General features: G+C 71.5%; 23 protein-coding genes and 2 pseudogenes. All 25 read left to right on the top strand.

Annotated elements, in window-relative coordinates:
- The first annotated feature begins 18 nt into the window (after positions 1 to 18).
- Complete coding sequence (locus tag FHX78_RS31700; protein WP_145870810.1) at positions 19 to 1,401, top strand: SCO6881 family protein; 1,383 nt, start codon at positions 19 to 21, stop codon at positions 1,399 to 1,401.
- An 81-nt stretch (positions 1,402 to 1,482) separates the two neighbouring features.
- On the top strand, positions 1,483 to 2,955 hold the full coding sequence (locus FHX78_RS31695; protein WP_167531905.1) for an SCO6880 family protein: 1,473 nt from the start codon (positions 1,483 to 1,485) through the stop codon (positions 2,953 to 2,955).
- 56 nt (positions 2,956 to 3,011) lie between these two features.
- Positions 3,012 to 3,464, top strand: coding sequence for a DUF6238 family protein (locus FHX78_RS31690; RefSeq protein WP_167531904.1), 453 nt, complete (start codon positions 3,012 to 3,014; stop codon positions 3,462 to 3,464).
- A gap of 28 nt (positions 3,465 to 3,492) precedes the next feature.
- Positions 3,493 to 5,007: a TraC family protein gene (locus tag FHX78_RS31685; protein WP_145870809.1), complete on the top strand. Its 1,515-nt coding sequence runs from the start codon at positions 3,493 to 3,495 to the stop codon at positions 5,005 to 5,007.
- 695 nt (positions 5,008 to 5,702) lie between these two features.
- Positions 5,703 to 5,951, top strand: coding sequence for a hypothetical protein (locus FHX78_RS31675; protein ID WP_145870808.1), 249 nt, complete (start codon positions 5,703 to 5,705; stop codon positions 5,949 to 5,951).
- Positions 5,941 to 6,867 (top strand): hypothetical protein, encoded by a 927-nt coding sequence (locus tag FHX78_RS31670; RefSeq protein WP_145870807.1) that lies wholly within the window; start codon positions 5,941 to 5,943, stop codon positions 6,865 to 6,867. Before FHX78_RS31675 ends, FHX78_RS31670 begins: the two co-directional genes overlap by 11 nt.
- Before the next feature lie 29 nt (positions 6,868 to 6,896).
- Positions 6,897 to 7,670 carry a hypothetical protein gene (locus FHX78_RS31665; RefSeq protein ID WP_145870806.1) on the top strand — a complete coding sequence of 258 codons (774 nt, stop codon included), beginning with the start codon at positions 6,897 to 6,899 and terminating at the stop codon, positions 7,668 to 7,670.
- Positions 7,671 to 7,757: 87 nt separating this feature from the next.
- Positions 7,758 to 8,755, top strand: a pseudogene (locus FHX78_RS38340) (DUF8094 domain-containing protein).
- Between the two features lie 141 nt (positions 8,756 to 8,896).
- Positions 8,897 to 9,412 carry a hypothetical protein gene (locus FHX78_RS31655; protein WP_167531903.1) on the top strand — a complete coding sequence of 172 codons (516 nt, stop codon included), beginning with the start codon at positions 8,897 to 8,899 and terminating at the stop codon, positions 9,410 to 9,412.
- Between the two features lie 48 nt (positions 9,413 to 9,460).
- Entirely contained in the window at positions 9,461 to 10,204 is a 744-nt protein-coding gene (locus FHX78_RS31650; RefSeq protein WP_145870804.1) for a glycosyltransferase family 2 protein, read from the top strand.
- A complete protein-coding gene (locus tag FHX78_RS31645; protein ID WP_145870803.1) occupies positions 10,197 to 11,303 on the top strand; it encodes a hypothetical protein in 1,107 nt (368 codons plus the stop codon). Before FHX78_RS31650 ends, FHX78_RS31645 begins: the two co-directional genes overlap by 8 nt.
- A 36-nt stretch (positions 11,304 to 11,339) precedes the next feature.
- A pseudogene (locus FHX78_RS37695) lies at positions 11,340 to 11,797 on the top strand (hypothetical protein).
- Entirely contained in the window at positions 11,794 to 12,984 is a 1,191-nt protein-coding gene (locus tag FHX78_RS31635; RefSeq protein ID WP_145870802.1) for a hypothetical protein, read from the top strand. The pseudogene FHX78_RS37695 and the gene FHX78_RS31635 overlap by 4 nt, the downstream one beginning before the upstream one ends.
- A gap of 961 nt (positions 12,985 to 13,945) precedes the next feature.
- Positions 13,946 to 14,443, top strand: a complete 498-nt coding sequence (locus FHX78_RS31625) for a hypothetical protein (protein ID WP_189908713.1) — start codon at positions 13,946 to 13,948, stop codon at positions 14,441 to 14,443.
- Positions 14,444 to 14,542: 99 nt separating this feature from the next.
- Entirely contained in the window at positions 14,543 to 14,968 is a 426-nt protein-coding gene (locus FHX78_RS31620; RefSeq protein ID WP_055495473.1) for a hypothetical protein, read from the top strand.
- Complete coding sequence (locus FHX78_RS31615) at positions 14,965 to 15,753, top strand: hypothetical protein (RefSeq protein ID WP_145870800.1); 789 nt, start codon at positions 14,965 to 14,967, stop codon at positions 15,751 to 15,753. The genes FHX78_RS31620 and FHX78_RS31615 overlap by 4 nt, the downstream gene beginning before the upstream one ends.
- The gene (locus FHX78_RS31610) at positions 15,750 to 16,601 is read left to right on the top strand and encodes a relaxase/mobilization nuclease (RefSeq protein WP_145870799.1); all 852 of its coding nucleotides are present in this window, start codon (positions 15,750 to 15,752) and stop codon (positions 16,599 to 16,601) included. The genes FHX78_RS31615 and FHX78_RS31610 overlap by 4 nt, the downstream gene beginning before the upstream one ends.
- A gap of 34 nt (positions 16,602 to 16,635) precedes the next feature.
- Positions 16,636 to 17,316, top strand: coding sequence for a hypothetical protein (locus FHX78_RS31605; protein WP_373313119.1), 681 nt, complete (start codon positions 16,636 to 16,638; stop codon positions 17,314 to 17,316).
- A 25-nt stretch (positions 17,317 to 17,341) separates the two neighbouring features.
- Positions 17,342 to 18,100: a hypothetical protein gene (locus FHX78_RS31600; RefSeq protein WP_145870797.1), complete on the top strand. Its 759-nt coding sequence runs from the start codon at positions 17,342 to 17,344 to the stop codon at positions 18,098 to 18,100.
- Positions 18,097 to 18,300, top strand: coding sequence for a hypothetical protein (locus FHX78_RS31595; protein WP_145870796.1), 204 nt, complete (start codon positions 18,097 to 18,099; stop codon positions 18,298 to 18,300). Before FHX78_RS31600 ends, FHX78_RS31595 begins: the two co-directional genes overlap by 4 nt.
- Before the next feature lie 275 nt (positions 18,301 to 18,575).
- Entirely contained in the window at positions 18,576 to 18,959 is a 384-nt protein-coding gene (locus tag FHX78_RS31590; protein ID WP_145870795.1) for a hypothetical protein, read from the top strand.
- Positions 18,956 to 19,756: an SPDY domain-containing protein gene (locus FHX78_RS31585; RefSeq protein WP_145870794.1), complete on the top strand. Its 801-nt coding sequence runs from the start codon at positions 18,956 to 18,958 to the stop codon at positions 19,754 to 19,756. Before FHX78_RS31590 ends, FHX78_RS31585 begins: the two co-directional genes overlap by 4 nt.
- A 29-nt stretch (positions 19,757 to 19,785) precedes the next feature.
- Entirely contained in the window at positions 19,786 to 20,139 is a 354-nt protein-coding gene (locus FHX78_RS31580) for a hypothetical protein (protein WP_145870793.1), read from the top strand.
- Positions 20,130 to 20,951: an SPDY domain-containing protein gene (locus FHX78_RS31575; protein WP_145870792.1), complete on the top strand. Its 822-nt coding sequence runs from the start codon at positions 20,130 to 20,132 to the stop codon at positions 20,949 to 20,951. Before FHX78_RS31580 ends, FHX78_RS31575 begins: the two co-directional genes overlap by 10 nt.
- Positions 20,952 to 21,025: 74 nt before the next feature.
- Positions 21,026 to 21,550, top strand: a complete 525-nt coding sequence (locus FHX78_RS31570; RefSeq protein WP_189908712.1) for a hypothetical protein — start codon at positions 21,026 to 21,028, stop codon at positions 21,548 to 21,550.
- The last annotated feature ends 106 nt before the right edge of the window (positions 21,551 to 21,656 follow it).

The raw sequence follows: 21,656 nt of genomic DNA, 5'->3' as shown, positions 1-21,656 counted from the left end.
AAGGAGGAGTAATTCCCCGTGGGTTTCTGTGATTACCCCCTGGCGGACAAGCTCTGTGCCGTCGGCGACGCGGTCGATTTCGCCTCGGACCCTGGCAAGGCCATCGGTGACTGGATGGCGAAGTCCGCAGGTGAGCTGGCTGCGGCAGCGGCCGACTTGGCCGCCAAGGCGGTCAACACCACCACGAGGGTCGACCTGAACGCCGGATGGTTCCGCGACAACTACAAGATGCTGCTGCCGTTGGGCCTGGTCCTGCTGGTCGCCACCTTCTGCGCGCAGCTCGTCCGGGCCGCCGTCAGACGCGACGGACAAGCCCTCACCCAGGCGTTCACCGGCACCATGTCAGGGGTCCTGTTCGCGTTCTGCGCCATCGCCCTAACCACGGTCGCCGTCGAAGTCGTCGACGCCGTCAGCGACGGCCTGTTCAAGACCGCGCACCTGAGCATCGAGTCGGCCGTGCGCCGCATCGTGAAGGTCAGCCAGATCGGGTCCCTGGCCGGACTCGGCTGGCTCGTCCCGGTCGTCGTCGGTCTCGGCGCCGCCATCGGCGCCTTCCTCTACTGGTGCGTGATGATGGTCCGCAAGGTCGGCATCCTCGTCATGGTCACCCTGGCCGTCTTCGCGTCCGCCGGCGGCGGCTGGGAAGTCGCACGCCGCTGGCGCAAGGGCTGGATCGAAGCCACCGCCACCCTCGTCGTCAGCAAGCTGCTGATGACTGTGATCTTCGTGCTCGGCATCGCCGCCATGGGCAAGACCGACGCCACCGACGGCATCGCCGCCCTCGCCGACGTCATGTCCGGCATCGTGATCATGATCCTGGTGCTGCTGTGCCCCTATGCCGTCTTCAAGTTCGTGCACTGGGCGGCCGACGGCACCGACGGCGAGTCCATCCACCGCGCCGGCGGCGCAGGAGCGCAGATCGCCAAGGCCCACGCCGAGAACGTCGCCCGCAAGGCCGCGGCAGCAGCCGCCACCGCCGGAACCGGCGGCGCGGCAGCCGGAGCGGGTGTCGCCGCCGCGCAAGGCCCCGACGCCGCAGGCGGAGGCGGATTCCCCGGCGACATCGCCGCCAACCCGACCGGCGACAGCGGCGGCGGCAAGGACGCTTCGCAGGGTGGCGGAACGGGCGGCTCGCCCGGTGGCGGTGCCATGAAGTCCGGCCTGGAGAAGGCCGTCCAGCCCGCGCCGACGAGCGTGTCGGATGACACCAGCGGCCAGGTGGGCGGCAGCCCGGGGCCGGGTGGATCCGGCGTGAGCGCCGCGTCCGGCCAGCAAGGCGGCTGGCAGTCAGTGCCGCCGACCACGACCCCGCCGCCGCAGGGCGCACCGCCGTCCCCTGGGGCACAGAACGCCACGCCCAGCGGGACGGCCTCACCGCCGCCGCCTGCGACCGGCCTCTGATCCCCTGTCCGTCTACCGGGGGCGGGGCGTGTACTGCACCCCCGCCCCCGGGTTTCCGCCCGCGTCTTCAGGACCCGCCCCTTGACTGATCTCTCCGTCGCTCCGGTCACGGTGAAGTTTCCGCACCGGTCCCGCCGCGGCATCCTCCTCGGCCTCTCCCTGCCGCAACTCGTCCTTGTTTCCTGCACGCTGGCGCTGCTGCTGATGACGGTGGTCTCCACCGGGCTGGTCGGCGCCGTCGCCCTGGCACCGCTGTGGGCGGCTTCCGGTGCGCTCGTGGTGATCCGTCGGCACGGACGCTCCCTGATCGACTGGGCGCCGATCGTCACCCGCTACGCACAGCGCCGACGCACCGGCCAGACGCTCTGGCTCGCCCGGCCCGTCACCCGGCCCCGGCAGGACGGCATCCTCCACCTGCCCGGCACGGCCGCCTCCCTCAAGGTGGTCACACCCGGCGACTCCGCCAACGGCGCCGCGGCCGTGCACGACCCGCACCGGCAGACCCTGACCGCCATCGCCCGGGTCAGCAGCCGCGCCTTCGCCCTCCTCGACCCCGCCACCCAGAACCACAACGTGGGCAGCTGGGGACGCGCGCTCGCAGGCATCGCCCGCACCGGGCACATCGCCACCGTGCAGGTGCTGGAACGCACCGTCCCCGACAGCGGCGACACCCTCACCCGCCACTGGGCCCAGAACGGTCAGCCCCAGACACCGGTCGCCGGCCAGATCTACTCCGAACTGGTCGCCTCGGCCGGTCCCGCCGCCGCACCCCACGAGACCTACCTCGCCATCTCCCTCGATCTGAAGGCCGCCCGGCGGCTGATCTCGCAGGCTGGCGGCGGGCTGCCCGGGGCGTTCACCGTCATGGAGCAGACCACCGCGTCCATCGCCCAGGCGGCCCGCAACGCCGGACTGATGGTCACCGGGTGGCTGACCGCGCGGGAGATCGCCGCCGTCATCCGCACCGCCTACGACCCGGGGGCCCTCGCCGCACTCCAGCAGTGGTCCGACACCGGCCGCGCCGAGGCCGATCCCGCAGCCGCAGGTCCCGTCGTCCAGGTCGAGGAGTACGACCGCCTCGCCACCGACAGCGCACGGCACGCCACGTATTGGGTGGAGAACTGGCCCCGCACCGAGACGAACGCCGGTTTCATGCACGGCCTCATGTTCACGGCCGGCGTGCGACGCAGCCTGTCCCTCATCTATGTCCCGCAGGGGCTCGAGTCCGCGCTGCGGGACGTCCAGCGCAAGAAGGCCGCGATCATTGCCGACGCCAACGAGCGCGCCCGCCGCGGGCAGGTCGACAGCGAGGAAGACTCCGTCGAGTACGCCGACGTCAAACAGCGTGAGCGCCAGCTCATCGCCGGACACGCGGACGTCGCCCTGACCGGCCTCGTCACCGTCACCGCCGAGACCGACGCCCTCCTGGACGCCGCCTGCGCCCAGATCGAGACCCACGCCGTCACCTCGGGCGTCGACCTGCGACGGCTGAACTACCAGCAGCCCGACGCGTTCGCCGTTGCCGCACTCCCCCTGGCCCGCACCACCCTGTAGCTGCCAGTTCGCCCCCCCCACCCCGCTCCCGCCTCTTTAGCGGCAAGGACCTCCCATTGATCCATCCCCGTCCCAGCGCGCCCGATGCGCACCCCTACCTTCGGGCCGCCACCGCAGGCGTCCGCCACCACGCTCGGGCCCTCAACCGTGCCGCGCCCCCGGATCGCGGGCACCTCGACACCCTCCACGCCCACCTCACCGAACTACACCGGTTCATCGACCAGTTGGTCGAGGTAGCAGGGCCCCCGCATCCTGCAGCAGGCCGCCACCTCGCCACCGCGCACACCCGGCTGTGGCAGGCCGCCACCGAGATCCATGCCGCCTTCCACCTGCTGCCCGGCAATACAGCGCAGGCAGACACCGAGACGAGCGCGTGCCATCCGGAACGGCTGCCCGAAGGGCCGCCCGTGCTGACCATCTGCCAACGCCACCTCGCCGCCGGGCACAGCATCCGGCGCAAGACCACCCCCACCGACCTCCGCCCACATACCACGGCCTGCGTGCGATGAGCACCACCCGCAGAATCGAGGGCCTCCGATGAGCCACCGGCCCGCTCGCCGCGCCCGCCGCGCCTCCGCCAGCCCGCTGTTCACCCCCCACGGCACCGACCGGGCCAGCCGCAAGGCAGCCCGCCGCCAGCTCGCCGAAGCCGCCGCCAAGGCCCGCGCCGAAGCCAGCGCCCACCAGGCCGAGAGAACACCCGCCGAGCACGAGATGCCCGCTCCGCTCTACCCTCCAAGCGGACGTTCCGGGCCCGCATCCGCGCGCAACAACCGGCTGAAGCTGCCCGCCCACCGCATGACCACCGCCGTGGCCGCCGGCGCCTACCCCTTCCTCGCCGAAGGCGGGCTCGGCGCCGAGGGCATCTACATCGGCCGCGACGTCCACGCGGAAGCGTCGTTCGTCTTCGACCCGTTCGCGCTGTACGGCAAGGTCGAGGGATTCACCAACCCCAACCTCCTGCTCGCCGGGGTGATCGGCCAGGGCAAGAGCGCGCTCGCCAAGTCCTTCGCGCTGCGCTCGGTGGCCTTCGGCTACCGCGTCTACGTCCCCTGTGATCCCAAAGGCGAGTGGACGCCGGTGGCGCAAGCCCTCGGCGGCCGGTCCGTCGCTCTCGGCCCCGGACTGCCCGGACGCCTGAACCCCCTGGACGCGGCCCCGCGACCGGACAGCGTCACGGAGGCCGACTGGGTCGGCGAGATCCGCAAACGGCGCCTGCTCCTGCTCGGCTCCCTCGCCCGGACCGTCCTGGGCCGGGACCTGATGCCCATGGAGCACACCGCCCTCGACGTCGCCCTCGACGCCGTCGTCACCCGCGCCGCCGCCACCGGCCGCACCCCGCTCCTCGGCGACGTCGCCGCCACCCTCAACACCCCCAGTGCGCTCGACGAAGCCGCCGGCATGATGTCCGGCCAGCTCGGCGACGCCGCCCGCGACCTGGCCCACGCGATGCGCCGCCTCGTCCACGGTGACCTGGCCGGCATGTTCGACGCCCCATCCACCGTCGCCTTCGACCCGCACGCGCCGATGCTCACAATCGACCTGTCCCGCCTCGGCGGATCCGGCGACGACACCGCCCTCGTCCTGGCCATGACCTGCGCAAGTGCCTGGATGGAGTCCGCCCTCTCCGATCCGAACGGCGGCCGGCGCTGGATCGTGTACGACGAGGCGTGGCGACTGATGCGGCACGTCGGCCTGCTGCAGCGGATGCAGGCCCAGTGGAAGCTCAGCCGCGGCCTCGGTATCGCCAACCTCATGGTGATCCACCGGCTGTCCGACCTGCTCACCGCCGGCGACGCCGGATCACAAGGCCGCGCCCTCGCCGAGGGCCTCCTCGCCGACTGCAGCACCCGGATCATCTACCGCCAGGAGACCGACCAACTCCACGCCGCCGCCGCCCTGCTCGGCCTGACCTCTGTGGAAATGGACGCCATCGCGCACCTCAACCGGGGCCGTGGTCTGTGGAAAGTCGCTGGCAGATCCTTCATCGTCCAGCACCTGCTGCATCCCAACGAGCTGGCGCTGTTCGACACCGACGCCCGAATGCATTGAAAAAGCGTCTAGTTCACGAATCCTGACAACACCCCATCGAAGGACTCTCGTATCTCCCCGCGTGACCCGGACTTCGACCTGTACGACAACGTCGGCCGCGACGCCGACCAGATCCACGCCGCCCGGTACAACCTCGCCACCCGCGGCGACCTGAAGCGGTGGGCGCGACGCGACGCGCAGCCCTTCCGCGACGCGCATCCGCTGCCGGACCAGCCCTGGCCCGCACCTGATCTCACCCCCTACCTGGACGCCCTCGCCGCGGCTCAGACTCCGGCAGAGATCGAAGCAGTCACCGACCACGTCCTGGACGCCGCCGAACCTGCACTGCGCGCCGTGAGCGACTACCTCGTCGCCGCCGCCCGATGGCGGCGGGAGAACCGCGGTGCGGCCAAGGGATCTCCCTCAAACCTGCTGATGACGGGCCAGCCGGGCGCTGTCGGTCCTGGCCCTCGCCGACGAGGCCGGCCTGAGCAGGCTGCGCGCCGCCTACGACCCGGCTCCCACCCCCGCGACACCGACCGGCGGCCAGCCTGGGGCCAGCGCAGGCGTCCCGCCCGCTCCTCCGTCCCCCGGTACCGCACCCCGCCGATAGCTCTCTTTCTGCGATTCCAGTCCCGCCCGACTCTCGCAAACGCGATCCCGAGGGACCACCACTGATCGACACGGCACCGCCACCGCCTGCACACGGAGTCCTCTTGAAACGTCCCCCTCACCTGAACGCCACCGAATGGGCCGAATACCAACAACGCCAAGCCGAACTCGACGACCTCATGGCACAGGTCGCCGACCAGGAAGCCCAGATGGAACACGACCTGATCGCCACCCACGACGAGTACGAACTCGGCTTCAGTCAGGAGTCGCAGCCGGGAGTCACTCCCGCTGGACGGACGCCTCCACCGCACCGATCGCCCGCCTCCTCCCGCGGGAGGAACCGTGGCCGCTGACGAAGCGAGCACCCCAGACTCCCGCCGCGTTGCCTCGCTCGCACCGCTTCCCGACCACCGCAACGTGGACACCCCGTGGTGGCAGGAGCTGTGGCGTCGCCACGCACACATCACCACGCCGCTGCGGGCGCGCGGCCTGCAGTGCGACATCGAGTTCGGCCTCAGCGCCTACATCGTGCGCGCCTCGCTCCCCGACGACAGTTACCTGATCATCTGTCCGCCGCAGGAGCCGTCCTCCGAGCGCCCGCCCGGAGACCCCGAGGGCTGGATCGCGACGCGTGAGCACCCCGACGACCCGTCGCTGTTCGAGGTCCTCTACGACTCGGCCCCCTCCGACGACCCCGGTGCTCCCCAGCGGCCCGAAGCCCGCCACGGCGGCAGCGCCCAGCCCCTGATCGAAGCAATCAACCACCGCCTGACCCAGCTCGGACTGCTGCCGCACCCCGTCTTGCCCGGTGAAAGCCCACACGTGCACTCAGCCCAGCCGACGCCCCCGCCCCAGGCCCGTGACGTCCCCGGCACACCCGACGACGCTCCCATCTACGTCTACGGCGACGCGCTGCGCGCTCTGACCGACCGGCTCAATGGAGCCGAGTCGCATGCGGATGCCGCTGCCCTGCTGCACCAGATCCTGGAGCCCACCGACGGCCTGCTGGCGCAACTCGGCGAGTTCTTCGAAGCAGCCGGGGAGAAGGCCAAGGAAGCGGAGGAGGACGACGGCTTCGACCTGTCGTACGACCTCGCCGACGCCGCCGCCGAGATCCGCAACCTCGTGGAGGTCCTGCACGTGGCCGAGGACCGGATGCGGGCCCTCACCCCGCTCGCGTCGGCACCGCGACTGCCCTCCAGCCCGGCCCGTACACCGTCCCTTCCCCCGCGAGTGCTCCCGCCGGCGCAGCCGCGGAACCCGCGCTGACCCGGACCATCGCTCCCCTCCAGGAACACATGACGTCACCCCGCACCGACCTGGCCGCCTTCGCCGCCGGCCTTGCCGCGCGCCTGCCCGGCACCTGGACCAGCGAGTACCAGTGCCACGCGCAGTACGCGGACCAGTTCCCCCGTACCGAGCAGCTCTGGGACACCGGTCACGTCGACTATGTCGTCAGCCAGTACGTCCTCACCCACGGCGCCGTGCTCCACGGGCCGGCCGACCAGAGGCTGTACGTGGCCGACCGCCCCCGCTATCTGCACCAGTTCGTCGTCGCCCCGCTCGCACCCGACAGCACGCACATCAAGCCCCACCACTTCGCCGGAGTCGAGGAACCCAACGGCATCGCCGTTCCCAAGGACCCCGCACGCGCGGCAGCACGAGTCGCCCGGCGGCTGCTGCCCCGCTACGAAGAAGCCCTGCAGGCCGTCCTCAACAACGCGGCGCACCAGCCCCAGCCACCGCACCGGCCCCAACCGCCACAGGTCGACCAGGTCCTCACGCTGACCCTCTACAGCGACGGCGCCCTCGGCGCACCGTACGAGAGCGTGCCGGTGGATGCCCGCATGACCCTGTACACCCACGGCTTCCAGTACCACCCGCACCAAGCAGCGTTCCTCCTGCCCACCGCCTACGGGGACACCGGTCGCGCCCTTCGCGTCCACGCCGTGGTTCAGCAGCTCACGGCCAAGGGCATCGGCGTGAACCTGCGCCACTCGGCGCCCGCCACCAGCGCCGCCCTTCCGCCGGCCTTAGCGAAGGCCGTGTCCCCGCTCCGCCGTACGCGCTGACCCCCCGGCCCCTAGATCCTTGGAGTCTCCATCCGCATCGCCCGCCGCACCCTGCCGCTGTTCGTCGGCGCCGCCTGCCTCGCCTTGGTGCTCACCGGTTGTGCCACCGACAACGATGCTGCCGTCGCCAAGCAGACGCCCAGCGCCAGCAGCGCGCCGCAGCCGGCGCCTGCCCTCAGCGCCGCCCAGGCCCGCGCCGTCATCACCCACTACTCGCAGATCAACAACGAGGCCAACGCCGATCGCAACCGCGTCCTGCTCGACACCATCGAGGACGGCCCGCTGTACGCCATGTCCGTCTCGGACTACACCGAGACCGAGGGACTCCCCGCGGCCGACCGCACGCCCTACAAGCCCTGGTCCTACGACACCGCCAGCGCCAAGCTGTACATCCCGCGCCTGGCCGCCGAACAAAACCGCTGGTTCGCCGCCGCGCTCTCGGACGACAAGGGCAAGGTCCCCTCGCGTCTGGCGGTGTTGCCGAACGACCCCAGCGCAAGCGCTGGGAGATGGTCTCCGTCGTCGACCTCGACAGCCCGAAGCTGCCGGACATCGCACTCGACCACGACGGGTACGCGACGGCCGTCGCCGCCGACGGCAACAAGCACCTTGCCGCCGACGCCGGCGTTCTGCGTGCCGCGGTGCTCGACAACTTCGCCACCGGCGGCACGCACACCGGGACGAAGGTCTTCACGCCGACCACGGCGAGCAAGCGGCAGATCGAGGTCCACGACAAGACCGGCACCCGCTACGGGGACCGGGGCACCACCGTCTTCGCCGGCGCCGACAACCGCTACAAGGACGCCTACGCCCTCAAGACCACCGACGGCGGCGCGCTGATCCTCTTCTCCCACATGCACACCCAGACCGACGCCGTCGCGCACTCCGGCCTGCAGATCAACCCCGGCAAGGAGGACCGGGCCTGGCTCCACGCCGTGCCCCGCACCTCCATCACGTACACGTTCGTGTGCAACGACGCCACCACCGTCCCCGCGAAGGCCGCCCCGTCCCGCCTGATCGGCTACACCTGTGCGCGCACCGACGCCTCCGGCCCGCCGTTCCCGTCCTGGTCGGACCGCGCGTAGACGCACCCGCGCGCCACCTGATGGCCGCCGACCGTTTCCCGCCTCCTGCTTGCTGCGGAGAACTCCCTGTCCACTCGCTCCTTCATCGCCCGCCCCACCGTCGGCACGGGGTACACCGGCATCCACGTCCAGCTCGACGGCGTGCCCAGCCACCACCTCCCCCTGCTCCTGGCCGCCTACCAGTACAAGTTCGGACGCAACGTCGAGGCCATGTGGCGGCACCTCATCGACGACGTCGCCGTCGGCTGGGAGGAACTCGGCACCGATCTCCTCGACGATGCCCCGCCCGCACTCGTGGCCGCGCTGACCGGCGGCGAGCACTGGCCCAGCCGAACCCTCGACCAGCTGGTCACCCCGGACAGCTCTCCGCCGGTACGCATGTCGGTCACCGACGAGACCGCCGATGTGGAGGACATGGAGTGGGGGTACGTCCTACACAAGGAGGGCGTCGAGGTGATCAGCCTCCTACACGAGGACATCGGCCCCATCGTGAGCTGGTCCATCGACCCGCGCACCGCCTTCAACGACCACCCGGCGGCCTGGTCCTCCCGCGACTCCCCGCCCGCTATCCGGGCATCGCGCAGCACGCCGACTCCGGGCGCTCCTGCCGCAGCCCCGGCGAAGGCCGGCCCCTCGCGCCCCACCGCCCACCGCTAGCTTTCCCTCGTCTTCCCGGAGCCTTCCCTGCCCCCGCACACCACGCCCCTGATCACCGTCGTCATCGCCAGCCGCCTGCGCGAAGACCGGCTCGACTACCTGACCGCCATGCACGCGAGCCTGACCCGGCAGTCCGTGCCGTGGGAGGCCGTGATCGCACTCGACGGTGCCTCGCCCGACCGCCTGCCGGCCCCGCTCGCACAGGATGCCCGCGTTCGCACCCTGTCGCTGCCCCGGCCGGTCGGCGCCGCCTGCGCCCGCAACCTGGCCCTGAACCACGTACGCACCCCGTACACCAACTGGGCGGACGATGATGATGAGTTCACCGACGATGCGATGGCTCTACGGCTGAACACCCTGGAGTCCACCGGAGTCGGCTGGTGTGCCGGCTGGAGCGAGGACCAGCACCCCGACGGCTCGACCACACTGTGGCGCTGCCCCACGCCGCCCGGCCGGCACGAGGCCGGTGACGTGTGGACGTACTGGAAGTCACCGGCGGACACCATCCCCATCGGGCCGACTACGATCCTCGCCCGCACCGACCTCGTGCGCGCCGCGCCGATGGGCGGCCTCATCCAGGGCGAGGACTACTGCGCGGCCCTCGGCGTCACCGCTCTCGCGCCCGGGATCCTGCTGCCGGTCCCCGTGTACCGATACCGCAAGTGGAACGGGCAGATGACAGCCCAGGTCGGATACGACCAGCTGGAGGCGGCTGCCCGTGAGCACGCCTGGGCGTACGGCCGCAGCCTGCGCGCCGTCCTGCGCGGCGGCGAGGACCTGGTCCGTGACTGAGGCGCAGATCATCCTGGCGCACAGCCGGGAGTCCGGGATCGTCGCCATCGCCTCGGGCGAGCGCTATGCCTGGGCGCACACCGCCCTCGCGGAGAGCGGCTTCCAGCGGGACGACGAGGGCGTCTGGCACCTGCCCGCGGACAGCACCCAGACCACCGTGGTCGACCTGGTCACGTGCGCGAAGCGGCACCGCACCAGCGTGCAGATGAGCAGCCGCCGGTTCATCGGCGACGCCGCCCGCGACCTCGCGCGCCTCCTGCCCGGCCAGTGGCACGCCTCGGTCGAGATCTACTCGCACCCCGCCTGGCAGGAAGACCTCGTCCCCTGGATCTGGGACAGCGGCGAACTCGGCCGCGCCGTCCAGACCGAGCGAATCCCCTACGCCGCGCTCCTCACCGACGCGGTGCAGCGCACCGCGCTGCTGTTCATCGAACGCCCCGGCAGTCAACTCGACTACCTGGTCGGAGCCTTCTCGCCCGAGGGACTGGAAGGGGGCTACGGCGATCCCCACGCCCCGCGCAGCATCGTCCTGCCGCCGGTTGCCGGGCGGGCTGCCCAGGCCCTCACCGGCCGGTACCTCCCCGCCTACGAGCAGGCCGTCCACGCCCGCCAGACGGCGGCCATCGCCGCCGTGCTCGGGGACATCCGCTGCGAGCACGACACCTGGCAGGCCATGAACGCCTCCGGCCGCTACAGCGACGCCACCCCGCTGAGCGCCGCCGCTCTCGGCGCCGCGACGGAGTTGTTCCTCGACCACGCCTGGCGCCGTTTCCTGACCGTCGTCGACCACGCCCCGGCGCTGCTGGACCGGTGCCGACCCGCGAGCAGCCCGTGGCCCGACGACGCCGCGGCCCTCTCCCGTCTGGCCGACGCCGTGATCGATGCCGAGACCCTGGTCGACGAGATCGTCCACGGCGGTTTCGTGCCGGAGCAGGAGCGCCGAGCACGCGCGTGGCCGGCCATCGAGACCTGGCTCACTGACGGCGAAACGTTCTTGCGGCAGACCCGCATCAGCGCACCCCACCGCCGCCCGGCTCTGCCCGTCGCCGCGCCGGCCCACCCCCTCACCGCGGCCCGGCCCGCGCACCGCGGCCCCTGACCTTTCCGCCCCCGCCCCGAGGAGAACACCGCCCCCTTGCAACCCGGCACCCACTTCACCTTCGGCGACCACGAGGAACACGGCTTCGTGGCCTCCTTCACCGCCTCTATGCCCGCGCACCTCGCCCACTGGTACCTGGAGCGCGAGCAGTTCGAGCCCGTTCCCGGAGAACCCGGCCTGTACCGGCTCAGCGAGCCCGAGCGTGACGGAGTCCGCCGCACCCGCCAAGCCGTCCACGACCTGCGCCGCCACGGCTACACCGTGCAGGCGACATGCGCCTTGACCCGTCCCTCTCGGCCGGCCCGGCACACCCCGCCCGGCCCCACGGACTCGAGGAGCGCCGCAGCCGTCTCGCCCAGGCCGCCGCCGGCCGGACGACGCAGCGCTCTACACCGCCCACCACCTCCCCGCCTTCGGCCCGGCCGATCCCGCCGAAGCCCACGTACGCTCCGACCGTCCATCTGACGGCCGCGACCGGCGGGCGGTCCCGATGACACCCGCGAGCGGTCCGACCCCCGACGGCCCCTTGCCGACCGCTCCCGAACTGGCCAACGCGGCACGCGACTTCCGTTTGCGGCTGGCGGTCATCGACCGCGAGACCGAGGCAGCGCTCGACATGACACGCGACCGCTACGGCCGTACCGTCCACGCGGGCGCCGCGGCAGCCGCACGAGCCCACCGCGACAAGGCCGCGGTGGAGGCGTACGCCGCCCACCTCGCCCCGCACGCCGAGGCTCTCCTCGATGCCGCCCGCCTGGCGCTCGATGAGCTGCCACCCGCTCGGCACCTGGCCGGGTGGCGGGCCGTCCTGGACGGCCTGGCCGTTTCGGCCGCCGAGATCCGCCGGGCGCTCGACCGGCCAGCCGCACCCGGTTCCCCGGCCGAGCGCGCTCAGCACGCGGCCTTGTGGCCGCACCTGGCCGCCTGGGCGGACCACGGCTCCATCGCCAGCAACCTCGCCGACCAGCAGGGCGGCCAGCACCACAAGACTCCGCTGACCGACGAGGAACAGCAAATGTGGACCAAGAAGGCCCAGGCCGCGCAAAGGCGCGGCGAGCTGGAGCTGACCGAGTCGTGGTACGCCGCCGACGGGCAGCCGATCACCCTCGCCTATTTGGTCGAGGATGACGACTCGACGGTGGTCGCGCTGCGCGGCGATCCGGACGCACCGGGCTGGCAGGTGATCGGGCACTACGCCCACGAGTACGAGGCGGGCAAGGTACTGCCCGCTCCGGTTCCGCCCGGCGTGCTGCGCGCGGACGTCTCCCGGTTCAACCGCCCGGCACCGGTCCCGGAGGTGTCCCTGCAGGACCTCATCCGCGATGTCGTCGAAGGCCACAGTGCCGGTGACGCCTCCAATGCGCTTCTCAGCGCTGTCCAGCGCGGCTATGACGCCGGACCGATGGTCCGCCTGCAGGAACTCCTGGAGACCAGCGGCCAGTTCGCCAGCGCCCTGGAGACCGTGCAGGGCCGCCAGATCGCCGCCCGCCTGGCAGCGCTGAGCCGGCAGATCGAGTTCCTCACCCGCGAAGTCGAAGAGGCGGCCGAGGACCTCGGCGCGACCGTCGCCGTCCTGCCCCCGCACCGCACCCCCGTGCTGCGCACCCGTCCGCGCCCCGCCGTGGACACCACACCGCCCAAGCCGCCACCCCGCGCCAGCACCACCGCCCGACACCGCTAAGCCCATGTCCCACCTGGTCTTGACGAACACGAGCCCATGGAGCAGTACGCGATCAACCTTGCCCTCGCAAAATACGAGCACGATCGTGAGCTGTCTTGAGCGCCCACGGCCTAGGGGCGGCCATGCCAGCCGCCCCGGAGCAGCGGCTACTGCTGACGCTTACTCACGTGTGACACGGCGGTCATGCCGGCGCCGTAGGTGAAGGCAAGGACGGCCCCGCCAGAAGCGACGGCGGTGAGGGCAGGCTGCCCCAGAACAGCGGAGCCGATCCCCGCAACCAGCCCAGCAGTGACGGATACCAGAGCAACGACGACAACGTGATACACGCGGTGGTCACAGGTAGAAGTGGTGGCAGACAAGTAGGGCCCTCCCATACTCCGTCGGAGCGCCGTCACCTGAATCAGGGCAGGGTGCATCCTGCGCTGGATTCACGTCACAGCGTCGCCGCCCAGCGGGCGTCGCGATAGGGAAGCGCCGGCCAGGCGCGCCTATCGCTCCTCGGATGGAGCGCCGTAGCGGTTGGCCATCATCACCGATGCACCATGCCTTTCAAGGATCTCGTCGACCACGTCCATAGTAGCCAACCCCACTGACACACAGACAAGTTGGTGACCGCTTCGGGGGAGCCCAAGCGCCGATCTACAGCGACTCCCACTTACCTGGTCTTCACGCGCGAAGCCTCGTTGCAGGCAAACCTCTCCTGGTGGCCGTGCTCCTGGCCAAGCGTCCCGCCCGCCGCACCGCCCTCGCCGGACACCTCGCCAAGCAGCCGCTCGCCGACCCGGCGCTCCCTGGCACCGGCGCGGCCTTCGCTCTCACCGTCCTTCTCGCCGCGCGCCGACGTCTGGGCCCCGCGGGCAGTCGCGGTGCGGCTGGCGCCGGTGCCTGCATCGAGGCCGGCATAAGACGCCCTGATCAGGGCGCAACCCCCACCTTGCAACCCCTTTGAGGAGATCGAATTATGGCTGTGCGTACGCACTGGACTGTGGAGCACGCCTGCTCCCACCGTGTGGATCATGACCTGTCCAATCGCCCTGCCGACAAGCGGGCAGGCTTCGCCCGCTGGCTCGCGTCGAAGAACTGCACCGACTGCTGGAAGGTGGCGCGCGACGCCGACACCGAGTCCAAGGAGGAGTGGCTCGCGGCCAAGCGGGCCGAGGAGCAGGAGGCAGCCCTCACGTGGGCGAAGCAGTTCGACATGCCGCAGTTGGAGGGCCCGGCCAAGGCCCTGGACTGGGGCGAACGCTCCCGCCACCAACTGATGACATCCGCGCACACCGCGCTCGTCATCGAGGGCACGTGGGACGAGGCGGACTGGGCGGAGCTGGAGGAGAAGGCCCGCGCCATCACCCGTGCCGGATGGTGGATCGACCAGCGCGACGCCGAAGGCACTGACCTGCTCGAACTCCTCGACGCAGCCAGTGAGGCGGACCGCGGGACGGAGAACCCGTTCCGCTGACGGCGGGGCAACATAACCGGATAACGCCGGTTAGCCAAACCGGCGTTCCTCCGGACTATTGATGCTCCCACCCCGCCAGCATCTGCGTGGAAGGAACTCATGTCCCAGCTTCCGCCCACCTCGGCGTTCGCACCGACGCCCGACCCGCTCACCCCCGATCGGGATATCACCCACGCCCACTTCCAGGCCGGTGACACTGTCGTCGTCCTGAAGGGGATGGCCGGCGGAGAACTGTGGGGCGATGCGATGCGCGTCGTGGCCCCGTCCTGGCACACCCCGACCGACGAGGACGGCTGGCGGCTGCGTGATGCGACCGGCGGCGCCCAGTCCTACGTCACCGCCCACCCCCGCTACCTCGTGCACCTCTCGCGCCGCTGCCCGGACTGCCTGATCTACCTGCGCGCCATGGAGGATGCCCTCTTTACGCGGTTCGCCGACCGCGACGAGCTGATCGACTGCGGCTGGTACACCACCACCGCCCTGGGCCAGCTCGTGCACATCGCGGACATCCGGAGTGGTCGATGACTTCCCCCACGCACCGTCCCGGCCGTTTCGCCGCGCTCGACAGAGCCAGGGCCCGAGCCACCGCATCTCCGGTCGATTCTTCCTGGCCGCTTCACCTGGCCGAAGACCTCCGCGACATCGAGGCCGACTGGAGAACTTCGGCCGAGGTGTGCGCGGATGCTGCCTGGGCGGCACGGTCGGCCGGACACAGCGTCCTGGCCCTGCTGTCCCCGCAGGACGTCACCGCAATGGGCCTTGACCCGATCACCGCCCGCACCTTGGCTCATCTGTACCTGAGCGCCCTGCGGTTCGACTTCCGCTGCCCCACCCTCCAACGCCTCGTCGAACAACTCGCGGAAACCGCGCGTCAGCCGCTGGACTGCTACACGCGGGCCTTGTACGCCTTCGCGCTGCTGGGCCAGTCCCGCCCGGAGGGCCTCGCGGTCATGGACGAGGTCCTCGCGGACGCCGGGCAGCACACCAAGACCCTGCACGTCCTGCTGCACGGGCTGTGGCTCGGCCAGGACCTGGACCACGGCGCGGAGCGTCTCCTGGCCCTCCGCTCCCGACCGGCCCTCGCCACCGGCAGCGACCCGATCGTCCTCTTCCGCGTGGCGGGTGCCCTGCGGCGGCTGGGCCGGTACGACGAAGGGCTGGGCGCCATCGACAGGGCGATCGACTGTCTCCCGCCGGGGGACACCTCGGTGCACGCCGACCTGGTCCGCGAGCGCTCCCTGCTCTGCACAGCCCGCGACCTTCATCAGCACCGGCCGCCCACCCGCACGTCGAGCGGGGTGCCGTCATGATCCCCCGCCTGCACGCGCGGACCCACTCGCCGCGCGACCCGCTCGCCGAGGCACTCAGGCGGCCCCTTTCCCCGAACGAGGGTCCGACGGAGTACACCATCGTCGCCCACTGGCCGGGCCTGGACTACTACACCCCGGATGACGAGCAGAGAACCTGGACGTCCGTTCAGTGGGCCGAGCACCTCGAAGATCCCCACCTGGAGCATCCGTTCACTGCCAGTGCGGACGACGACCGGCGGGCGATCCTCCATCTCGACATCCGCCTCCACCCGGACGACCGGGAGCTGACCGGTCCCGAGTGGGCCGAAACCGCTCACCGGTTCGCGCGAGCCGCCGGTATCGAGATACCCGGCGCCGCGGAGCACGGCTGGCGGTGGATCGCCGTCCAGGCACAGCCCGGGCGCCTGGACCTGATCGCCAACCTGATCCACCTCGACGGCACCTGGCGCACCCCGCCCTCAGACATACTGCGGCGCCTTGCGGACGAGGCACGCCGCATCGAACAGGACCTCAACTTGATCCCCGCCCGCACCGGACCCGCGACACGCCCCGCTGTCCGTACGGCGCCCACCGCATCCGCGCAGTTCGCGAGCGTCCTTACGCAGCTCGCCGACGAGCAGGCCGGCCCGCTGGCCACGGTCCGCGGACTGATCGAGCACACCGCTCACCGCATCGCCCGCCAGCCCGGAGCCGCCAGCATCGAAGCAGCACACGGTCTGGAGCTGATCGCCCGCCGGCTCCACGCGATCCAGCAGGACCTGGACACCACCGCGGCCCACCTGGTCCGCCGGTCCCGGATCGCCGCTGCACCGCCCGTAGCCCGGCACACCGCCCACAGATCTCCGTAGGAGCAACGCCTTCTTGCCCCATACCGGCCGCTTCATGGACATCCGCCGCGACTCGAACTCCAGCGAACTCCTCGCGCGCGGCGGGGACTTGGAGGCACACAGCATTCTCCAGCGCGCGGGATTCATCGCGGTCGTCCGCCTGCACAAGACCTACCACCGCGCCCCCGCCGGCCTCACCGAGGACGACGGGTCCCGTCTCGCCACCGATGCCGTAGCGCGCCTGCGGGCTGCCGGGTACCACGTCGACTGCGACGAATCTTTCGACACCGACGCCCGCCCCGCGCGCTATCCCACGCTCGGTACCTCGGTCTCCCACCTCGCCGAACGCCTGCGCGAAGCCACCGACACCGCCGAGGCAGCCGACATCCTCACCGAACTCACCGCGCCCCACGACGGCATCCTCGCCGGGTTGGAGGAAACCCTCGGCGCTCTGGCGGAGTTCTTCGACGAACTCGGCAACGCGACCGATCCGCACACCGCCCGGCGCCTGCGCTACCTCGCCGACGAATACGTCCGCGTCATCCACTCCGACCTCGCGTACACCCGCGAACGGCTGGCCGACCGGCACGCCCCTCACCCCGGCCGCCGCCCCTGCGCCGAGCAGGTGCCCGACCACGAGCCCGAACGCTCCGCCGTGTACGCCTGCCCACCCACGCCGCGTGCACTGCCGGCCCCGGCACCGCCGCCCGTCGGTGCCACCCGCCTGCGCCGCTGAGCCCCTGCAACTGCCCAAGGACACCATGCACGACCACGACACCTCCGAGCACCTCGCCTCGTACGCCGACGTCCTCGCCGGTGAACTCCCCGATACCTGGACCAGCACGCACCTGACAGCCGACGCCAAAGACGACCTCGCCGAAATCGCCGACCGGATCTGGGACCTGGACCTGGTCGCCGCCTCCCTCGCCGAGCACCCGCTGACGCAGGCAGCCGTCCTGAGCCGCCCCGACGGCGCCCAGCTCGTCCTCCTGGACCGGCACGACGGACGCGACGGCTTCCTTCTCGCCGCCGTCGCCCCGCGCGCCCTGCCCGACGAGGCGTACCGGGCTGTCCCTGAGCCCAACGGCGTCGCCCTGGCAGACGACCCGTTCCTGAGTGCCGAGCAGGTCGCTGGCGATTTGCTCGCCCGCTACGACCGTGCGCTCGCACAGGTCCGGCACAACGCCCTGGGTGGCATCCAGCCCTCCCAGCCGGACCGGATCGTCCTGACCTGGCAGCCGGACGGCAGCGTCGCCACCGCCCCCGCCGACGACCGGGCCGGCACGATCCTCGTCGCCCACGGCTTTATCCAGGACCCGCAGAGCGGCATCTACCGCCTGAGTGGTGACGACACCCAGGTCCAGGCCCGCGCCCTACGCGAGATCGGCCCGCGCCTCGACGCGCTCGGCATCGGTACCGCCCTCCAGCACCCCGCCGGACGGACCGCGCCTACCTCAGCCCCGGCATCCATGCCGCCGACCCCGTCCGGCACCCGTACGCCAACCGCCAGGACTCGATGAACCAGGCGGAGGCCGACCTAGGCATCCCCGCCCTGCTCCTGACCGGTCATGACGTCAAGTGCACGCCCGGCATCTTCGACGAAGCCACCTGCCGGCTGGCCATGCACGGCCTCCGCACCAGAGCGGCCCGTCCCGCAGCGCAGCAACCGGCACCGGACGGCTCCCCGTCGCACTCCGCACCGGCCCGCCGTACCCCGTAAGACGCCCGAGCGGCCCCGGCACCACGCCGGGGCCGCCCAGCACACCGCCCGACTCCCGGAGAAACCCGTAGCACCCCGCACACCCCCACCGATCAGCAACCGGCTCAAGCCCCGGCTCGCCACAGCCCTGTTCCGCCGCTATCTGCGCGCTTGCATACCGACCGGTCCCGACCACACCTCCCCGCTGACCGGCGCCCGCCCGGAGGGCGTCCTCACCGAGTCACAGCGCGTCGGGCAGCGCCACCACCACTGACCGTCCACCGACCCGGAGGAGCATGTCCCACCCCGCCCCCTATCCGGTGAGACTGGCCGACGAGATCACCCGCCAGCTCGGCCAGCTCGCCGACCACCTCTCGCAGCTTCCCCCACCCCAGGCCGCGCAGATCATCGCCCGCGTTCTCGACCCGGACGCCGGAGTCCTCGGCGGCGTCACTCACCTCGTCGCCACCGGAAGCGTGTTCGCCAAAAACCAGGCAGAGCGCGGCGCGCTCCCCGCGGAGGTGTGGCTCGCTCTGAGCCGTGCCTCGAACGAACTGCACGACATCACCCTCGACCTGGACGAACACAAGGACGCCCTGCAGCACGTCAGCACCCAGCCCGCCACCCCCGCGGCGAAGCCCCCAGTGCCCGCACCGCTCGTGGTCCGGCGGCGCCGGTGAAGAAGAAGCAGTGGCAGGGCTGGGGGCCCGGCGAGCAGGCCGAGCAGCACTACCTCGTCCAGCCCCGTGCCCTGGCAGGCGGCGGCGACGTCCGGCACGTCTCGGAGTTCCTGCGTGCCTCGGGCTGGCGGGACAAGTCCAAGACCGGCGGCCCCTTGTTCATGGAGAGCCCGGACCGGACCGTCCGCGTCGCCTACGACCCTTACGTCCTTCCCGGCGGCTGGACCATCCACGGCCGGGCAGACGGGGCCAGCGGCAAGTGGTCGGCGCACCTGGGCCGTCAGGCCCCGGTGGAGATCGTCGCCGGCCTGACCGACGCCCTCACCCGTCCCCGCTCCGCACACGCCCCCAACGTCTGGGCTCCACTGCAGGAGCAGAACTGGCACACGCGTTTCGAGGGCGAACACTACGTGGCGACCAGCCCCGATGGCACCGCCTGGATGAAGTACCGCCAGAACCCCGACGGGGCGGCGATGTGGTGGAGCGGAGCGCAGGACAAGCAAGGCAACGGCTGGACGGCCAACTTCACGCCGAACACCCCGATGCACCTCGTGCAAGCCTTCTCCACCGAACTCGCCAGCCCCGACCCCGTGATGCGCCCGCGCGGACGCGTCCCACACAGCGCGCAGATCCGCACCTGGTCGGTATCCGTCAAGCCCTCCCAACTCAGCGCCTGGCAACAGGCCCGCATCACGGCCGCCCGCGCCGCCACCTGGGCCCGCAACAGCACCCGAAGCACCAGACCGCGCACCACCGCCCGCGCCCACGCCGCCGCCGGCGTACGAACCCGCCGCTGACCACGACACCCACCACCCCAAGGAGCCCGATGCCCGCACTCACCCCGGACACCATCCGCGCCGCGACCGACACCCTCTGCCGTCTCACCGAATACCTGCGCGAGAACCCCGACCCCAAGGAGGCGCTCGCTCTCGTCGAGCCCCTCCTCGACGAATACACCGGCCTGCCCATCCAGCTCGGCGACACACTGCGCGCCCTCGCCCGCGCCGTACAGAGCCACCCGAACACACCGCACAGCGAGAAGATCAGCGATCTGGTCACCGAGCTGCGTGCCGCAGCGTGGGTGCAGACCGACCAGTACATGCTCCACTACGTCCTGGACGAGCTGCGCAAGGTCGTCAGCACCGCCCCGAGTGAGCCGGGGTGCGGTCGGTGCCGCTGAGCGAACGGCAGCTCGCCGGGTTCGCCGAAAAGCACGCCTGGCAGATCCCCTTCGACACCGGCCCCCGCCACCTCGCCGGCCCCGGGGATGCCCGCCACGTCACCCACGGCCTGGCCGCCGCCGGATGGAGCGCCGTCTCCGACCCTTTGAGTGCCGAGATCGTCCTGCGCAGTCCCGACCTTCGCCACAGCCTCCAGTTCGACCCGCAGTCCACCACCTCCGCATGGTGGAGGCTGCGGGCCGAGCCCACCGACACCGAGCCCGGCTGGTACGCCGAGTTCGGTGAACTCGTGCCCGCCGAGGTCCTCGCCGGCTTCACCGACGCCCTCATCGCCCCGCCGCCACAGCAGCACGATCCGTGGCAGCCGGCGACCTCGGCGGGCTGGCACCGCGACTCGGACGGTACGGCGCGTTCGCCGGACTCCATGTGCCACATCGAACTGCGCCCGTTGAGCGAATTCAGTGGCCGGTCGTCCTGGCACGTTGAGACCTGCGAGCCCGGCGACGGGCAGTTTTCCGGCCCGCGCATCTGGCACGCCTACTTCGACGAGGACGTCCCCGCCCACCTCGTCGGATCGTTCCTCACCGCGCTGGCCGACCGCAGCCCGCTCCAGCGCGGCATGTACGACCGCACCGGCCACTACAGCGCCGTGCAGGCACCCAGCCCGCTGCGCCCGCAGCAGGTGGTCGACGCCCACACCGCCCGTATCGAGTCGCTCCGCGCCCAGGCACGCTCCGCCCGCAGGCAGCAGACGAAACCCGCACCGACCCCGGCGCAGGCCCACACCGCCCAGACGGCCGCCCGCCGCTGAACCGACAGGACCCCTTTCCCATTTCCGCCGATCACCGCGCACACCGCGACCTCCGCCGTCACCTCGACCATTACGTGAGCGACAGCAAGAAGATCCTCGACGCCTGGGACGCCTACTCCGACGAGCACACCGACCTCGACGGCTGGCCCTACGACGACCACGCCTACGGAAGGCGCGCGAGCCAGCGCGACGCCGACACCGCCGAGGCATTCGAGCCGCTCCGGTACGGCGCCCGTCACCTGCTGGCCACGGCAGAGACTCAACTGGCCCAGCTGCCGGAGACCAACGTGCAGAGCCGCTGGGTCTACCAGCTGGGCGTCCTGCGCGACGCCCTCGACCGCCTCGACGAACTGCACGAGCAATGGCTGGTCACCCGCGACGCCCTCCCCGCCACCGCCAAGCCCGGCACGCAGGACTTTGACGACGCACTCGCAGAACATCACGCCGAATCGTGGAGCTACCTCGACGACTGGGCCACCCACGGCAAGGCGCTCCGCGAGATCAACACGGCCGCCCGCAAAGCCCCTTCACCCCTGGTTCCCACACCGGCCCCGGCCCCGGCCACCGCACCCGACCGGCGAGCTGCGGCACGGAAGTGAGCATGCCCCGATTCCCGAGACCGTCGAGGTCGACTTCATCACGCCGCGCCACCTGGCCGGCGGCGGTGACCCAGCCTGGATCACCGGCCCCCTGCACCGTGCCTGC

It is taken from the genome of Streptomyces capillispiralis, assembly GCF_007829875.1.
In the GTDB taxonomy this organism is placed as follows: domain Bacteria; phylum Actinomycetota; class Actinomycetes; order Streptomycetales; family Streptomycetaceae; genus Streptomyces; species Streptomyces capillispiralis.
Note: the sequence above shows the minus strand (reverse complement) of the source record. Positions and strands in the feature narration are given on the sequence as shown.